Origin of the sequence: Idiomarina sp. OT37-5b, assembly GCF_002968395.1 — a bacterium.
GTDB lineage: Bacteria > Pseudomonadota > Gammaproteobacteria > Enterobacterales > Alteromonadaceae > Idiomarina > Idiomarina aquatica.
In genome coordinates, this window is the sequence record NZ_CP027188.1 from 1,368,000 (window position 1) to 1,382,648 (window position 14,649).

Below are 14,649 nucleotides of genomic sequence, written 5' to 3' on the forward strand. Positions count from 1 at the left end.
ATCCGGTTTGACGTCAACAAATGTCGACTAGGGTATGCGAGAACGGTAGACTGTCAACGAAAAGGCAACTATTAAACTTTACTAGTGGTTAATTATTATACTATGACACCCTCTTTAACAACCCGCTCCTGGCAACAGCAACTGGATTTCGACCAACGTCACCTATGGCACCCTTACACGTCGATGACGGATCCGTTGCCCTGTTACCACGTCAAAACGGCCAATGGCTGCGACATCGAACTTTCCAGCGGTGAGCGCCTGGTGGATGGCATGTCGTCCTGGTGGGCGGCCATTCATGGCTATAATCATCCGCGCCTGAATGCGGCCGCGCATCAGCAAATCGATCGTTTGTCTCACGTCATGTTCGGAGGGCTCACTCATGAACCGGCCGTCACCCTGGCAGAACGACTCATCAAACTGACGCCGGCCGGCCTCGACCGGGTGTTTATCGCTGATTCCGGTTCGGTCAGTGTTGAGGTGGCCATCAAAATGGCGTTGCAATACTGGGTGGGTCGTGAACAACCGCAGAAAAACCAGCTGCTGACGGTGCGCGGTGGCTATCATGGCGATACCTTCGCCGCGATGTCAGTATGCGACCCGGTCAACGGTATGCATCATTTATTTAAGCACGCACTGTGTAATCAACAATTTGTCGATAAACCCCGACTCAGTTTCTGGCAAGACTGGGACCCTGCAGAAGAACACCAATTACGGCAGGTGTTTGAGCAACAGCACCAGCGCTTAGCCGCGGTCATTCTCGAACCTGTGGTGCAGGGAGCCGGCGGGATGCGGATGTATCACCCCAATTATCTTCGGGTGCTGCGTTCACTGTGTGATGAGTTTGGTTTATTGCTGATTTGCGATGAAATTGCCACCGGCTTTGGCCGCAGCGGCAAACTGTTTGCGTCGGAGTTTGCCGACATCACACCGGATATTCTGTGTGTGGGTAAGGCACTCACCAGTGGCTATATGACCTTGGCCGCTGTCGTCACCAACGCCGATGTGGCAACCGCTGTCAGTGCTGAACAAGCCGGTGGCGCACTGATGCATGGCCCTACCTTTATGGGCAATCCACTGGCGTGTGCGGTGGCGGCCGAATCGCTGGCAATGATCGCCGAAGGTCACTGGCAACAGCAGGTGGCACAGATAGAACAGCAATTGCAACAGCAACTGAATCCGTTGCAACAACTCGCCGGCGTTAATGAGGTACGAGTGTTGGGCGCCATTGGCGTGGTCGAAATGCAGCAGCCGATTGATGTGGCCGCAGCACAACAGTTATTCATTCAACGCGGGGTGTGGATCCGACCGTTTGGCCGCTTGTTATACATTATGCCGCCCTACCTTATCGAGCCAGAACAGCTCAGTCGGGTGACCGCGGCCATGGCGGAATACGCCCGCTCGGTGTCCGCTTAAGCCGGTGGCATCGGCTCAAAACCCAAACAGGTAGAGTGCGATGCCGCCCAACAACGTAAAAATCAGGATCAGGTTGTTGATCCAGATATGCTGGCGGTGGCGACTGAATAACATCAGATTGATGGTAAAGGTTATCAGGCTGATCAACAGCCCAAAGAGCAACAGTATGATAAACAGGTCGCCCAGCGTAATGTGCCAGTGTGTGCGCACGTCAACGCCAAAGATTTCGGTCAGCAGGGTCTCGTGTTCGGGACGGGCGTAATGATAAACAATCAGTGCCGCAACAAAGATGCACCAGCCAACGATCGACAGCCAGCCGAGTACCCGACTCCAGAAAGACAGTTTTTTCAGTTCATCGATGCTGCCGACACGCATGGACATTTCCCGCAATTCGTGGACAAATAAGCTAATGTTACTCTTGAGTCTGCGCCAAAGCGCGGTAACATAGCAACCTTTATCGAAAATTTTGTATTACACACCAGTATTTCGGAGATCAATAACTCATGTCGTACGCTTCGGTAGTTGATGTTTTGGCAGGTAAAGTAGCGGTTGATGATACCGTTACCGTGCGCGGCTGGGTGCGTACCCGGCGCGATTCAAAAGCAGGTATTTCCTTTATCAACGTCCATGATGGCTCGTGCTTTGACGCTATTCAGGCGGTCGTTCCTGCTGAGCTGCCGAATTATCAGTCAGAAGTGTTAAAGCTGACCACCGGCTGCTCGGTCGCAATTACCGGCATCGTGGTTGAATCTCAGGGTAAAGGTCAGTCCTACGAGCTGCAGGCGACCGGCGTTAAAGTGTACGGCTGGGTTGAAGATCCGGACACCTATCCGATGGCACCGAAACGTCACAGCATGGAATACTTACGGGAATACGCGCATCTGCGTCCGCGCACAAACGTAACCGGTGCAGTCATGCGGGTTCGCAATACCCTGTCGCAGGCGATCCACCGCTTTTTCCATGAGCACGGTTATCTGTGGGTCAGCACCCCTATCATTACCACCTCTGACTGTGAAGGTGCCGGTGAAATGTTCCGGGTATCGACGCTGGATTTGTTAAACGTACCGAAGACCGAAACCGGTGAAGTGGATTTCAGTGAAGACTTTTTTGGTAAAGAAGCCTTTTTAACCGTATCCGGACAGTTGAACGTCGAGTCCTATGCCTGTTCACTCAGCAAGGTGTATACCTTCGGACCGACCTTCCGCGCCGAAAACTCCAACACCAGTCGTCACCTGTCTGAGTTTTGGATGGTGGAGCCGGAAGTTGCCTTTGCTGACTTAAACGACATCGCGCACCTGGCTGAAGATATGCTGAAGTACGTGTTTAAAGCCGTGCTTGAAGAACGCCCGGACGATATGGCGTTTTTCCAACAACGCATTAATTCAGAGGTTATCGAGCGGCTGGAAAAAATGGTCGACGCTGATTTTGTGCACATGGATTACACCGACGCGATTGAGATCCTGCAAAACTGCGGCAAGAAATTTGAGTACCCGGTGGAATGGGGTGTCGATTTACAATCCGAACACGAACGGTACCTGGCCGAAGAACACGTCGGCGCACCAATCATTCTGAAGAACTACCCACGCGACATTAAAGCGTTTTATATGCGTCAGAATGACGATGGCAAAACCGTTGCCGCAATGGACGTGCTGGCACCGGGCATCGGCGAAATCATTGGTGGCAGCGCACGGGAAGAACGTCTCGACGTGCTCGATAAGCGCATCGAAGAGATGAATCTGCCGGCCGAAGAATATGGTTTCTACCGCGATTTACGCCGTTACGGCAGTGTCCCTCACGCCGGTTTTGGGCTTGGCTTTGAACGTCTGGTCGCCTACGTAACTGGGATGCAGAACATTCGCGACGTGATTCCGTTCCCACGGGCACCAAAATCTGCGCAGTTCTGATTGCTATAAACACGATGAATCACAAAAAAGCCGGCAGTTGCCGGCTTTTTTATGGGATCTTGATCATCGTCATCAGGCGATAACTATATCGGTGGCTTTTTGGAAGAACGCCGAGGGATCCTGCGCTGGTTTAATCGGGGTTGGTACCGCCGGTGTGCCAATATAAAGAAAGCCGACAATTTCATCGTCTGGCCCGCAACCGAGTTGCTCACGAACGTAGTCATCTTCAGCCAGCCAGCCGGTGCGCCAAATTGCGCCCAGACCTTGTGCAAAACACGCTTGTTGCATTGCCATGGTGGCGCAGGCCACGCTGGCAAATTGTTCGTGCCGCGGCACTTTATCGTTATCGACATAGCGCAGACAACTGGCAATGATCAGTGGCGCGCGAAACGGGATTTGACCCGCCTGCTCGACCCGCTCGTCGGAAAAATCATTGAATCGTGCCGCCTGCTGGTAGATGTCTGCCAGAATTTTACGATCCGCACCGAGAAACTCAATAAAACGGTACGGCGATAAATTCATATGATCGGGCACCCGAATGGCTGCTTGGCGAATAATATCAAGTTGTATAGGGGTCGGAGCCGGCTCAATCAGCCGCGGCATTGACGAGCGAGTTGTTAATAGGTCCAATGCGTCCATGAGTATCCTCTGACTGTTACAAATTTGTCACGCTTCGTTACATAATTACTGTGGTTTCTCGACCTTGGATTGTATAAGCTAAAAAATAATAAATAGTAAGAAGCGAGAAGTTATGCGGTATATAGGCTCAATGTTCCGGTATTTGTGGCGTTTTATCAACGGCATTCGCGTTATTTTATTGAATGTCATCTTTTTTGCGCTGTTGATTGGTTTTTTTGCATTAATGTTGCAGGAAGAGGAACCCGTTGAGGTCCCTGAAAATGGCATCTTAGTGCTCAATCCACAGGGGATCCTGGTAGAAGAAGAAACCTACATCGATCCGGTTGACCAGTTCTTCAATAAAGCACTGGGCGCCGACGATCAGATTCCTGAAGTATTGTTAACGGACGTTGTTAAGGCGCTGGAAAAAGCCAAAAACGACGATCGCATAGGCGCCGTATTCCTCGATTTATCCGGGTTGTACCCCAGCGGTATCAATAAACTGCAACGCGTTGCGGCCGCCATTAATGACTTCAAAACCACCAATAAACCGGTCATTACCGCTGCCGATTACTATGCTCAGCATCAATATTATCTCGCTGCGCACGCTGACACGGTTTATCTGAACCCATTAGGTTCCGTTGCTTTCGACGGGTTTGAGTACGGTCAGATTTACTTTAAAGGGCTGTTGGAAAAGCTCAAGCTTAAGCCACACGTGTTTAAAGTGGGCGAATACAAATCTGCGGTTGAGCCGTTCATCCGTGACAACATGTCTGACGAAGCGCGCGAAGCCAATGCGTTCTTGTACAACGATTTATGGCAACAGTTTAAACGCGATGTCACTCATCAGCGTGATCTAGGCGACGCCTTCGTTAAAGGCGAGCTGGCGCCTTATATGGAAGCCTTTGAACAAGCCGATGCCGATATGGCACAGATGGCGCTGCAGGCGAATCTGGTTGATGCATTGAAAACGCGGGCTGAAGTGCGCAACGAACTGATTAACCTGGCCGGTTATGACGAAGATAAAGAAACCTATCGCCACGTTGCGTTTGCCAATTACCTGGCGGAGCGCAACGGTGAAGAAGACGTTGCCCTGCCCGGTCAGGAACGTCCGCAAATTGCGGTTGTGGTTGCCCGTGGGCAAATCGTCAATGGCAGTCGCCGTGCCGGTATGATTGGTGGTGACAGTACCGCCGAGCTGATCCGCAAGGCGCGTGAAGACGACAACACCAAAGCCATTGTTTTACGTATCGACAGCCCCGGCGGCAGTGGTTTTGCGTCAGAAATTATTCGCCAGGAAATTCTAGAAGCGAAGAAGCAAGGGATTCCTGTGATCGCGTCAATGAGTACCGTGGCCGCGTCCGGAGGTTACTGGATTGCTGCCGATGCTGACCAGATTTGGGCCGCACCAAGCACCATTACCGGTTCGATTGGTGTTTTTGGCCTGATGATCACGGCCGAAGACAGTGCCAACGCCATCGGTATTAACAGCGACTCTTACAGCACCACCGAATTGCCGTCCATCAATACCCTTGAGGGCATTACCGACGCGCAGAAAACCCTGTTGCAACGCTCAACCGAAAGCTTTTACGACTACTTCCTGGAGGTTGTTGCAAACGCGCGCGGTATGACCAAAACCGAAGTGGATGCCGTTGCGCAAGGCCGCATCTGGACCGGTAGCCAGGCACAGGAACGCGGCCTGGTGGACTTCCTGGGTGACTTTGATGATGCCGTAACGGCGGCAGCTGAAGCGGCTGGCATTGAAGATTACCGAGTAAAAACCATCGAGCAGAGCCTGACACCACAGCAACAATTTTTTGCTGAGTTATTGGGCGACGCCGCCGTACAAAGCGTACTGTCAACCACGGTCGACAATGACGCGCAACATTGGTTAATGGGAACGGTGAATAACGTCCTGCAACAGAGCAAATCGTTGCAGAACTTTAATGACCCGAAAAATATTTATTCCTACTGTGCACTGTGTCCGCAACCGCGATAAACTATTGGCCATGATTCAGCAGTAAAACGGATAGATCATGGCCAATAAGCGTAAACGCATTTATGTTGCCTACACCGGCGGTACCATAGGAATGCAAAAATCGGCTCAGGGATACGTGCCAGTGGCAGGTCACCTGAGCCAATGTGTTGAACGGATGCCGGAATTTTTCCGCGAGGAAATGCCCGAATTTACCATCCACGAATACCAACCGCTGATGGATTCGTCAGACATGTCGCCGGCGGACTGGGTCATGATCGCCCGCGATATCGAATCCCACTACAACGATTACGATGGTTTTGTCATTCTGCATGGCACCGACACCATGGCGTATACCGCCTCTGCGCTGTCGTTTATGCTGCAGAATCTGGCCAAACCGGTGATAGTGACCGGTTCTCAGATACCGCTTTCTGCGCTGCGCAGCGACGGTCAGACCAACTTGCTCAATTCCCTGTATATTGCCGCCAATTACCCCATCCACGAGGTCGGCTTATTTTTTAATAACACCCTCTACCGCGGTAACCGCTCGACCAAAGCTGACGCCAACGGCTTTAATGCCTTTGCTTCGCCGAATTTTCCGCCGTTGCTGGAGGCAGGCATCGAAATTAAGGTTAACGCTGGTAAGTTAAGGGAAGTCCAGCAGAATCAGCTCAAAGTCGTTGAAATGACACCGCAGCCGATTGGTGTGGTGATGTTGTACCCGGGCATTTCCGCCGAGCTTATCGACAATCAGCTAAAACAACCGGTCAAAGCAATGATCATACAAAGCTACGGCGTTGGTAATGCCCCTCAGGACAAACGTTTATTAGACAGCTTTAAGCGTGGTATCGAGCAAGGCATTACCATTGTTAATTGTACCCAGTGCTTTCGTGGTCGCGTTAACATGGGCGGTTATGCCACCGGCAATGCGCTGGCGGAGCTGGGCGTAGTCTCGGGATCCGACATGACCATTGAAGCGGCGCTCACAAAGTTGCATTATTTACTGTCACAAAATCTCTCTGCCGAGGTTATTGCCGAACGTTTGGTCGATAATTTACGCGGCGAGCTCACTGTCGACGTTGCGCAGTAGTCGACTGAACTTCATCCTAACGATAATAATAACAATATGACACAAAGTTCACCGGCATTTGCCACCCGAATCGGTTTTATCCTGGCTGCAGCGGGCTCCGCTGTCGGCGTTGGTAATATTTGGGGCTTCCCTACTCAGGCCGCCAGTAATGGCGGTGGTGCCTTTCTGCTCGTGTATTTGGTGATGATTGCCGTACTGGCCTACCCAATGCTGGTTGCCGAAGTCACCATTGGCCGTATTCGTCGACAGAATCCCATCGAGGCATTACGCAATTTATCCGAGCGTCCTTTCTGGCGAGGCTTTGGTTTGCTCAGCGGCATCGTCGGACTGGTCGTGTTAAGCCTGATTTTGAGTTTCTATGCGATTGTTTCCGGCTGGTTGATCGCCTACATGTTGGCACCGTTAATGGAATTACTGGGGCTGGCTGCAACCGCGGAATGGCTTTTGACGTTCTCGCTGGAACGAAACCTCATTACCATGCTGTTTTTTATGCTACTGACCATTTATGTGGTGCGTTCGGGGGTTAATGACGGTATCGAGCGCTGGTCACGCCGGTTAATGCCATTATTGTTCGTATTACTGGTGGGTATGGCAGCGTACATTTTGACGCTTGACGGCGCCATTGAGGGCTTAAAGATGTATCTGGTACCGGACTTTTCCGCGGTATCGGATCCGAACTTGATCATTCGTGCTATGGGACAGGCCTTTTTCTCGCTGTCGCTCGGTGTTTGCGTAATGATGACCTACGGCGCCTATCTGTCAGAGCAAGAGAATATTCCTAAGACCGCAGCCTGGGTGGCCGGCATTGATACCTCGGTGGCCTTTTTGGCCGGGTTGTTGATATTGCCAGCGATGTTTGTGGCGCAAAATAACGGGGTCGCGATTTACGCCGACGATGGGTCGCTGTTGTCTGCTGATACCCTGGTGTTTACGGTGTTACCGGCGATGTTCGATACCTTGGGAACGGCCGGCCCTTTTGTGGCGATTGGCTTCTTCCTGTTGATGGTGATCGCTGCCATTACCTCGTCCATATCCATGCTCGAAGCACCGGTTAACGCATTGCGCGAGGAAACCCGTTGTGATCGCCATGCCGGCGTTTGGGTGGTCGCCTTGCTGGTAACCGTGCTGTCCACCGTCATCATCTATCACTTCGAGCAGTTATTCAGCGCGGTGATTACCCTCAGTACCGTGTACATGCAACCCATCATGGCGCTGGTGTTTGGCGTTATGTTGACCTGGGTATTACGGCAAAACCGGTTGCTTAAGGCGTTGCAGCAAGGGTCACCGGACATCGGCCAGAGTTGGTTCTGGAAAATCTGGCCGTGGTATGTAAAGTTTGTATGTCCGGTGTTGATTTTATTGGTGATTTGGCGCGGTTAAGCGACCACGCTAAATCACCAGCAGATCCATAAATTCGTGTACCGGAGTGCGGCGAAGGTCTTCAGCATTGCGGTACAGCGCCATGATTTTGGCGACCCGTTGACGCGGAAAACGTGTTGCTAAATTACGCTCAAACTTCTCTGCCAGTACCTTGAATCCCTCCTCACGACGACGGCGGTGACCAATAGGGTATTCCACTTCGACTTTGTCGGTATGGCTACCGTCGTTGAAAAATACCTGCACGGCGTTAGCGATGGACCGTTTTTCAGGCTCGTGATAATCACGACTGTAACGCTCATCTTCAATCACCACCATTTTCTCGCGTAGTTCATCAATCTCAGGGTGACGCTGATGAAACTCGTCCTCGTAATGATCCGCGGTTAATTCACCAAACAACAATGGTACTGCGGTCATATATTGCAAACAGTGGTCGCGATCGGCAGGATTCGCCAATGCCCCCTCTTTCGAGATGATGCGAATCGCTGACTCGTGCGTGATTAACTCAATGCGTTCAATCTCATTGATGCGGTCGACGACCTGCGGATGTAAGGTAACCGCGGCTTCGCAGGCGGTTTGTGCATGAAACTCAGCGGGAAACGACAGCTTGAACAGAATGTTTTCCATAACATAGCTGCCGTATTGGCGCTGAAAGGTAAATTTCCGCTGCGTCTCCGGTTTCAATTTCTGGTCTTTATTGGTCTTACTGAAAAGAACATCATAAAAGCCCCACTGTGGCGCCGACAACGCACCCGGGATACCCATTTCTCCACGCAGGCTGATATCGGCCAGCCGCACGGCGCGCGAGGTCGCATCACCGGCCGCCCAGGATTTGCGAGAACCGGCGTTCGGCGCATGTCGATAGGTTCGCAATGCCTGACCATCGACCCAGGCCTGCGAAATCGCTGCCATGATCTGTTCGCGGTTGCCGCCCCACAGCCAGGTCGCTACCGCCGTGGAGGCAACCTTAACCAACACCACATGATCGAGACCAACGCGGTTAAAGCTGTTTTCGATGGCCAAGTTGCCCTGGATTTCATGGGCTTTGATCATAGCTTCTAATACCACAGCCATAGTCAGAGGCTGTTGTCCCTTTCTGACCCGCTGTTGCGAAATGAAATCGGCCAACGCCAGAATGGCTCCGAGGTTATCCGATGGATGTCCCCACTCGGCTGCCAGCCAGGTGTCGTTAAAGTCCAGCCAACGCACGATACAGCCGATGTCCCAGGCCGCTTTTACTGGGTCAAGCCGAAACGAAGTTCCGGGTACCCGCGCGCCATCAGGAACCTGAGTGCCTTCTACCAGCGGACCCAGGTGCTTAGTACACTCGGGAAAACGTAATGCCAGCAAACCACAGCCGATGGTATCGGCGAGGCAATGACGTGCGGTTTGCCAGGCTTCTTCGGATTCTACCCGGTAATTGAGGACATAATCGGCAATCGCCTGAATTTCTTCGTCGTAATCGGGTCTTTCGTTGCGTTCAACCGTTGAACTCATACTCGGACTCCCTGTTATCTGATGCATGATCGTCTTTATTTTACTTACGAAAACTGAGCACGATCCGATCGATAGATAAAAAAAACCCGGAACCAATCCAAATTGTTCCGGGTATAGGGGAATGGCTCATGGGATGAGCCGTGCGCTAACTCATTAATCTGTTCATTTTTTAGTCTAGACAAAAATCTAAAAAAACCACAACTTTTTTTACATTTTTTTAACGCAATGAAAAATAACCAAAGAAACCAGTAATGCCCAGGTTATCCACAGCTTAAACAGAGCCTTTAAACAGCTTATAGTAATTGGCCGTGGTGGTTTCAGCGACCTGTTGCAGGGTAATACCCTTCACATCCGCTACACACTTCGCCACGTCCACAACATAGGCCGGCTGGTTCTGTTTGCCGCGATGGGGAACCGGTGCCAACCAAGGGCTGTCGGTTTCAATCAGTAAATGTTCCAGTGGCAACGCTTTCACCACCTCACGCAGTTCTTTGGCGTTGGCAAAGGACGCAATACCGGAAATCGAGATGTAGAAACCCAACTCGTCAATGGCACGTTTTGCCATCTCTAATGACTCGGTAAAGCAATGCAAAACACCACCAGCTTGCTCTGCCCGCCCCTCTTTAAGCAGGGCTAAGGTGTCTTCTCTGGCATCGCGGGTGTGGATGATTAACGGTTTATCAAGTTCTTGCGCCACCTGAATGTGCTCGGCAAAATGTTGCTGTTGCAGTTGCTTGCTTTCCGGATGATAGAAATAGTCCAAACCGGTTTCGCCAATCGCAACCACCGAGGGTTGCTGGGCCAGCTCACGCAGCCGCTTGCCGACGTCATTGACCGGCGTCTGGCTGTCTTGCACATACAACGGATGCACACCACAGGAAATCGACACATCAGAGTACTCCGCTACGGCGTTTCGCATAGCGTCAAAGTCTTCCAGCGTGACACAGACACAGAGCATATGCTCGACCTGACGTTCGCGCGCATTACTGATGATCTGTGGTAACTCTGCTCCAATCTTTGCAGGGTCGATTTTATCGAGGTGGCAATGCGAATCAACGTACATCCGGACTCCTGAAATTAACGTTTAATGACACAGTTAACGAAATATTGAGCCGATCAGTTTACCATACTCAGTTTGGTAGTCATGGGTAAGCCGCCGAATTCGTGCTTCGATGTCGTTATCATTGTCTTCATGGATCAGCAGTCCCAGCCAGCGATTGTCCGGATTATTGCGCGGGTTCAACCAGCAACAGACCTGTGCGGTCACGGTCGATGACGGTGTCGAGCAATCCGGCAGCGTTAACGTTAACGACAGCCGGGTCCCCATTGCCGGTACCTGATGACCCGGGCTGAGCGGCACAAAAATAACAAGTTGTTCAAACCGGTGTAGCGTGCTTTGTGCCAGTGTTTGTGGATCGTTAAAGCGATGAGCCAGATGGAGAGGAGAAGTCATGTTGAGCCCATTGTTGCCAATAAAGACTTAACAATAGACCCAAGTTGAGGCCTTTGGCCTGCTGAAATCGCTGACGTAATTGTCGGCATTCATGGACGGCGTGCAGCAAGGCATTCGGGTCGACCCGATATTGCTGCTGCCAGCTACGGTAACGTTGTTGCAGCGAGCTAAAGTGCATGCGCGAAGCCGCGACACCCTGCTGCGTCGCCAGCAAGTCGAGTAACAGATGTTCACTGATATCAAGCCACTGTTGCGCGTCATCCTTAGTTTTGATGACCGGCGGCAGTGCCCCTTCAAACCAACTGGTGTATAGGCTCGCGGCCAATTCGTCGTGGCCATCGTCGGCCTTCGCCGGCAGTGCCAGATTGATCCACTGCATGCGACTGCGCAGTGTCGGCAGTAAATGCTCCGGCTGCTCAACCGCCAACAGCCAGAACATTCCGGCCGGAGGCTCTTCCAGCACTTTCAAAATCGCATTACTGGCCTGCTCGGTCAGTTTATCGGCCGGTCGCAACACCGCGACCCGGGCGCCACCCTGGTTGGCCGTCTGCACCAGCTTGCGCTGTAACTGTCTGACCTCATCGATACCAATGCTGTTCTCGTCGGTTGCGTCAATTTGCCAGAAGTCCGGATGATTACCGGCTTTAAACAACAAACAGGATTTACACTGACCACAGGCGTTTTTGCCCGGCTGCCGGCACAACAAATAATTGGCCAGGGTCAGTAAAAACTGTTCACTGCCCAGTTGCGGCTGATGGCGCATATAATAGGCGTGCGCCAAGCGCTGTTGCTCGGCACTTTTTAACAGCTTCAACCAAGGTTCACGCAGCCACGGGAAACTCATGTAAACAAGTTCTCCTCAATGGCACGCAAAATATCCTGATGCACTTGCTGCATCGCTTGACCCGCGTCGATGGTTACCACACGAGGATTGGTGGCTGCCAATTGACGATAGCGTAGTCGTGTGCGCTCGAAAAACGCCAGGTCTTCCTGTTCAAAGCGATCCAGTTCGCCGCGGCCTCTGGCACGCTGCAGGCCCTGTTGCGCATCAATATCAAGGTACAGGGTTAAATCCGGTTCAAAGTCACCCAGCGTCAATTGCTTTAAGGATTTTAGCGTTTCCGCACCCAGTTGCCGGCCGCCGCCCTGATAGGCCTGCGACGACAGATCATGGCGGTCGCCGATCACCCAGCGGTTTTTCTGTAAGGCCGGTTTTATCACATTATCAACCAGTTGCACCCGGCTTGCGTACATCAGCAATAGCTCAGTCATCGAGCTGACGTTTTCTTGCCATTCCTGTTTGACCAGTTCTCGCAACGCCTCAGCCAGCGGTGTTCCGCCCGGTTCACGGACAGTCTCGGCGCGTATGCCCTTGGCCTGTAAATGGCTTACAATGCTTGCAATCGCCGTGCTTTTGCCGGCGCCCTCAAGCCCTTCAATAACAATAAATTTACCGCTCATTGTTCTCCCTGAGAATCGTCCGTTGCTGTGTTCAGCTGATATTTTCGCACCGCTTTGTTATGTTCTTCGAGCGTTTTTGAAAACACATGACCGCCCTCACCGTTGGCGACAAAATAAAAATAGTCGGATTGCGCCGGATCAGCGGCAGCCCTTAGTGAGGCCTCTGACACCATGGCAATTGGTGTTGGTGGTAAGCCGTCAATACGATAGGTATTGTATGCGGTTTTTTCACGTAAATGGGCGCGGGTCAGGTTGCCGTCAAACGCTTCAATGCCATAGATGGTGGTTGGATCCGACTGCAATCGCATACCGGTCGCCATGCGGTTGGCAAACACACTCGCCACCATAGCTCGTTCACCGTCGATGCCGGTTTCCTTTTCGATGATGGAGGCTAAGATCAACAACTCATAAGGCGTATCGACCGGACAGTCGGCGCTACGCTGCTGCCAGATTTCATCAAGTTTTTGCTGCATCGCCTGATAGGCGCGGCGTAAAATGTCTTTATCCGTTTTATCTGCGCGATAATGATAGGTTTCCGGCAGAAACAGACCTTCGGCGTTTGTATAACCGTCAATAAAGTCGAGCTGTTCAATCAGGTTATCCGGCCGCAGTGTGGCTTTCAAAAAGGGCTGCGCCTGCAAATGCTTTAACCATTGTTCAATTCGCAGCCCTTCCACCAGGGTGACGCTAAATTGCATTTCATCACCGCGCTCAAGCTTCTGCCAGAGCGTTTGCCAACTGTCCGTCGGACTCACCTGGTAGACCCCGGCCTGTAACCGGTCAATACCGATCAACAACTGACTCAGTCGATAATCGATGCGATCACTGTCGCGTTTTAGGTGGTCATTAATCTGCGCAATGATATGGCGCGCACTGTCTCCTCGCTGAACCCGCAACATTAACGGTTCCGAGAACGTGGTGCGGCTGACAAACGGGGTCTGCAGATATTCCAGCGCGAACCAGCGGCCGCCAACGATGGCTGCAGCGATTAGGATAAGCGCAATGACAATGAATTTTTTCATTCGATCAACAGGTTGAGTTGCTCTGGTAAATCGGAGGTACTTAAGACTTTATCATTTAATCGCACAATTGGCACGACTCCACGCACGGAATTACAGGTAAAGACTTGTTCCGCAGCCAGCACATCATCCAGCTCAAACTCGCCCTGTATGACCTCTCCTAACCAGTTATGCTCACAAATCACTTGTCGTGCGACACCGGCCACGCCCGCCATTGTCAGCGATGGTGTATACCAACGCTTGCCATGCCGCCAAAATAGATTGCCCTGACAGGTCTCCACCACATAATTTTGTTGATCGAGCACCAATAAATCCTGGTAGCCGCGCTGCTGCCGTTCATTAGCGAGCATTACCTGCTCCAACCGGTTGAGCGTTTTTAAACCGGCGAAACACGGTTGTCGTGCCAGCTTCAGCTCCGCAATACCCACCTCGCTCAGCGATGACGGCAACGCCGGTAATGTTGAGGTGCTGATATACACCGTCGGTTCAGCATCCGCTGCCGGCTGATAGCCACGCCCGCCCTGGCCACGGGTAATGATGATTTTAGCGACATCGGCGGGTGTTGCAGCCAATGCCTGTTGCAGCCAAGTTTCGATCTGTTGCATATCCGGCACCGGCATAGCTAACCGTTGACAAGCGGTGATCAACCGTTGCTGATGATGGCCCCACCAAAGGGGTTTTTGCTTGCTGATACGCAGCGTTGTAAAGTGGCCGTCGCCAAATTGCAGCCCACGATCCAGGCCGCCGGTATGCGCTTCACCATTTTGCCAGAACATTGTGTTTCGCGCCCTCTTCTCGGTTTATGCTACAGATACAAAAAAGGCAGCCCCAATGGACTGCCT

14 protein-coding genes are annotated in these 14,649 nt (G+C 51.9%); 5 read left to right on the top strand and 9 right to left on the bottom strand.

Features of this window, described 5'->3' with window-relative positions:
* Nucleotides 1–102 precede the first annotated feature (102 nt).
* Entirely contained in the window at nucleotides 103–1,413 is a 1,311-nt protein-coding gene (gene bioA / locus C5610_RS06365) for an adenosylmethionine--8-amino-7-oxononanoate transaminase (protein WP_105307726.1), read from the top strand.
* Between the two features lie 15 nt (nucleotides 1,414–1,428).
* On the opposite strand, the gene C5610_RS06370 is transcribed toward bioA, so the two are convergent.
* The gene (locus C5610_RS06370; RefSeq protein WP_262340059.1) at nucleotides 1,429–1,794 is read right to left on the bottom strand and encodes a hypothetical protein; all 366 of its coding nucleotides are present in this window, start codon (nucleotides 1,792–1,794) and stop codon (nucleotides 1,429–1,431) included.
* A gap of 122 nt (nucleotides 1,795–1,916) precedes the next feature.
* Here C5610_RS06370 and asnS point away from each other — a divergent pair, with 122 nt between their 5' ends.
* Nucleotides 1,917–3,317, top strand: a complete 1,401-nt coding sequence (asnS, locus tag C5610_RS06375; protein WP_105306440.1) for an asparagine--tRNA ligase — start codon at nucleotides 1,917–1,919, stop codon at nucleotides 3,315–3,317.
* A gap of 72 nt (nucleotides 3,318–3,389) precedes the next feature.
* On the opposite strand, the gene C5610_RS06380 is transcribed toward asnS, so the two are convergent.
* Nucleotides 3,390–3,956, bottom strand: a complete 567-nt coding sequence (locus C5610_RS06380; RefSeq protein ID WP_105306441.1) for a nitroreductase family protein — start codon at nucleotides 3,954–3,956, stop codon at nucleotides 3,390–3,392.
* A gap of 112 nt (nucleotides 3,957–4,068) precedes the next feature.
* On the opposite strand from C5610_RS06380, the gene sppA reads away from it, so the two are divergent.
* The 3 genes from sppA to C5610_RS06395 are packed head-to-tail and all read left to right on the top strand — an operon-like array spanning nucleotide 4,069 to nucleotide 8,380.
* A complete protein-coding gene (sppA, locus tag C5610_RS06385; protein ID WP_187346284.1) occupies nucleotides 4,069–5,934 on the top strand; it encodes a signal peptide peptidase SppA in 1,866 nt (621 codons plus the stop codon).
* Between the two features lie 37 nt (nucleotides 5,935–5,971).
* Nucleotides 5,972–7,000 carry an asparaginase gene (gene ansA, locus C5610_RS06390; protein WP_105306442.1) on the top strand — a complete coding sequence of 343 codons (1,029 nt, stop codon included), beginning with the start codon at nucleotides 5,972–5,974 and terminating at the stop codon, nucleotides 6,998–7,000.
* Nucleotides 7,001–7,036: 36 nt separating this feature from the next.
* Complete coding sequence (locus tag C5610_RS06395; RefSeq protein WP_105306443.1) at nucleotides 7,037–8,380, top strand: sodium-dependent transporter; 1,344 nt, start codon at nucleotides 7,037–7,039, stop codon at nucleotides 8,378–8,380.
* A 9-nt stretch (nucleotides 8,381–8,389) separates the two neighbouring features.
* On the opposite strand, the gene C5610_RS06400 is transcribed toward C5610_RS06395, so the two are convergent.
* The 7 genes from C5610_RS06400 to pabC form a co-directional block, all read right to left on the bottom strand.
* The gene (locus C5610_RS06400) at nucleotides 8,390–9,874 is read right to left on the bottom strand and encodes a bifunctional 2-methylcitrate dehydratase/aconitate hydratase (RefSeq protein WP_105306444.1); all 1,485 of its coding nucleotides are present in this window, start codon (nucleotides 9,872–9,874) and stop codon (nucleotides 8,390–8,392) included.
* A gap of 271 nt (nucleotides 9,875–10,145) precedes the next feature.
* Entirely contained in the window at nucleotides 10,146–10,937 is a 792-nt protein-coding gene (locus tag C5610_RS06405; protein WP_105306445.1) for a TatD family hydrolase, read from the bottom strand.
* Nucleotides 10,938–10,970: 33 nt separating this feature from the next.
* The gene (locus tag C5610_RS06410; RefSeq protein WP_105306446.1) at nucleotides 10,971–11,327 is read right to left on the bottom strand and encodes a hypothetical protein; all 357 of its coding nucleotides are present in this window, start codon (nucleotides 11,325–11,327) and stop codon (nucleotides 10,971–10,973) included.
* Nucleotides 11,293–12,171 (bottom strand): DNA polymerase III subunit delta' C-terminal domain-containing protein, encoded by an 879-nt coding sequence (locus tag C5610_RS06415; protein WP_105306447.1) that lies wholly within the window; start codon nucleotides 12,169–12,171, stop codon nucleotides 11,293–11,295. The genes C5610_RS06410 and C5610_RS06415 overlap by 35 nt, the downstream gene beginning before the upstream one ends.
* Entirely contained in the window at nucleotides 12,168–12,788 is a 621-nt protein-coding gene (gene tmk / locus C5610_RS06420) for a dTMP kinase (protein WP_105306448.1), read from the bottom strand. Before tmk ends, C5610_RS06415 begins: the two co-directional genes overlap by 4 nt.
* Nucleotides 12,785–13,810, bottom strand: coding sequence for an endolytic transglycosylase MltG (gene mltG, locus C5610_RS06425; protein WP_105306449.1), 1,026 nt, complete (start codon nucleotides 13,808–13,810; stop codon nucleotides 12,785–12,787). Before mltG ends, tmk begins: the two co-directional genes overlap by 4 nt.
* The gene (gene pabC / locus C5610_RS06430) at nucleotides 13,807–14,583 is read right to left on the bottom strand and encodes an aminodeoxychorismate lyase (protein WP_105306450.1); all 777 of its coding nucleotides are present in this window, start codon (nucleotides 14,581–14,583) and stop codon (nucleotides 13,807–13,809) included. The genes mltG and pabC overlap by 4 nt, the downstream gene beginning before the upstream one ends.
* Nucleotides 14,584–14,649: the final 66 nt, after the last annotated feature.

Bases quoted from the DNA above. Each gene is read 5' to 3' on its own strand.
- ansA (WP_105306442.1), top strand. From the start codon at position 5,972: ATGGCCAATAAGCGTAAACGCATTTATGTTGCCTACACCGGCGGTACC.
- mltG (WP_105306449.1), bottom strand. From the start codon at position 13,810: ATGAAAAAATTCATTGTCATTGCGCTTATCCTAATCGCTGCAGCCATC.
- bioA (WP_105307726.1), top strand. From the start codon at position 103: ATGACACCCTCTTTAACAACCCGCTCCTGGCAACAGCAACTGGATTTC.
- C5610_RS06370 (WP_262340059.1), bottom strand. From the start codon at position 1,794: ATGTCCATGCGTGTCGGCAGCATCGATGAACTGAAAAAACTGTCTTTC.
- tmk (WP_105306448.1), bottom strand. From the start codon at position 12,788: ATGAGCGGTAAATTTATTGTTATTGAAGGGCTTGAGGGCGCCGGCAAA.
- C5610_RS06380 (WP_105306441.1), bottom strand. From the start codon at position 3,956: ATGGACGCATTGGACCTATTAACAACTCGCTCGTCAATGCCGCGGCTG.
- C5610_RS06405 (WP_105306445.1), bottom strand. From the start codon at position 10,937: ATGTACGTTGATTCGCATTGCCACCTCGATAAAATCGACCCTGCAAAG.
- C5610_RS06400 (WP_105306444.1), bottom strand. From the start codon at position 9,874: ATGAGTTCAACGGTTGAACGCAACGAAAGACCCGATTACGACGAAGAA.
- asnS (WP_105306440.1), top strand. From the start codon at position 1,917: ATGTCGTACGCTTCGGTAGTTGATGTTTTGGCAGGTAAAGTAGCGGTT.
- C5610_RS06415 (WP_105306447.1), bottom strand. From the start codon at position 12,171: ATGAGTTTCCCGTGGCTGCGTGAACCTTGGTTGAAGCTGTTAAAAAGT.
- sppA (WP_187346284.1), top strand. From the start codon at position 4,069: ATGCGGTATATAGGCTCAATGTTCCGGTATTTGTGGCGTTTTATCAAC.
- C5610_RS06410 (WP_105306446.1), bottom strand. From the start codon at position 11,327: ATGACTTCTCCTCTCCATCTGGCTCATCGCTTTAACGATCCACAAACA.
- C5610_RS06395 (WP_105306443.1), top strand. From the start codon at position 7,037: ATGACACAAAGTTCACCGGCATTTGCCACCCGAATCGGTTTTATCCTG.
- pabC (WP_105306450.1), bottom strand. From the start codon at position 14,583: ATGTTCTGGCAAAATGGTGAAGCGCATACCGGCGGCCTGGATCGTGGG.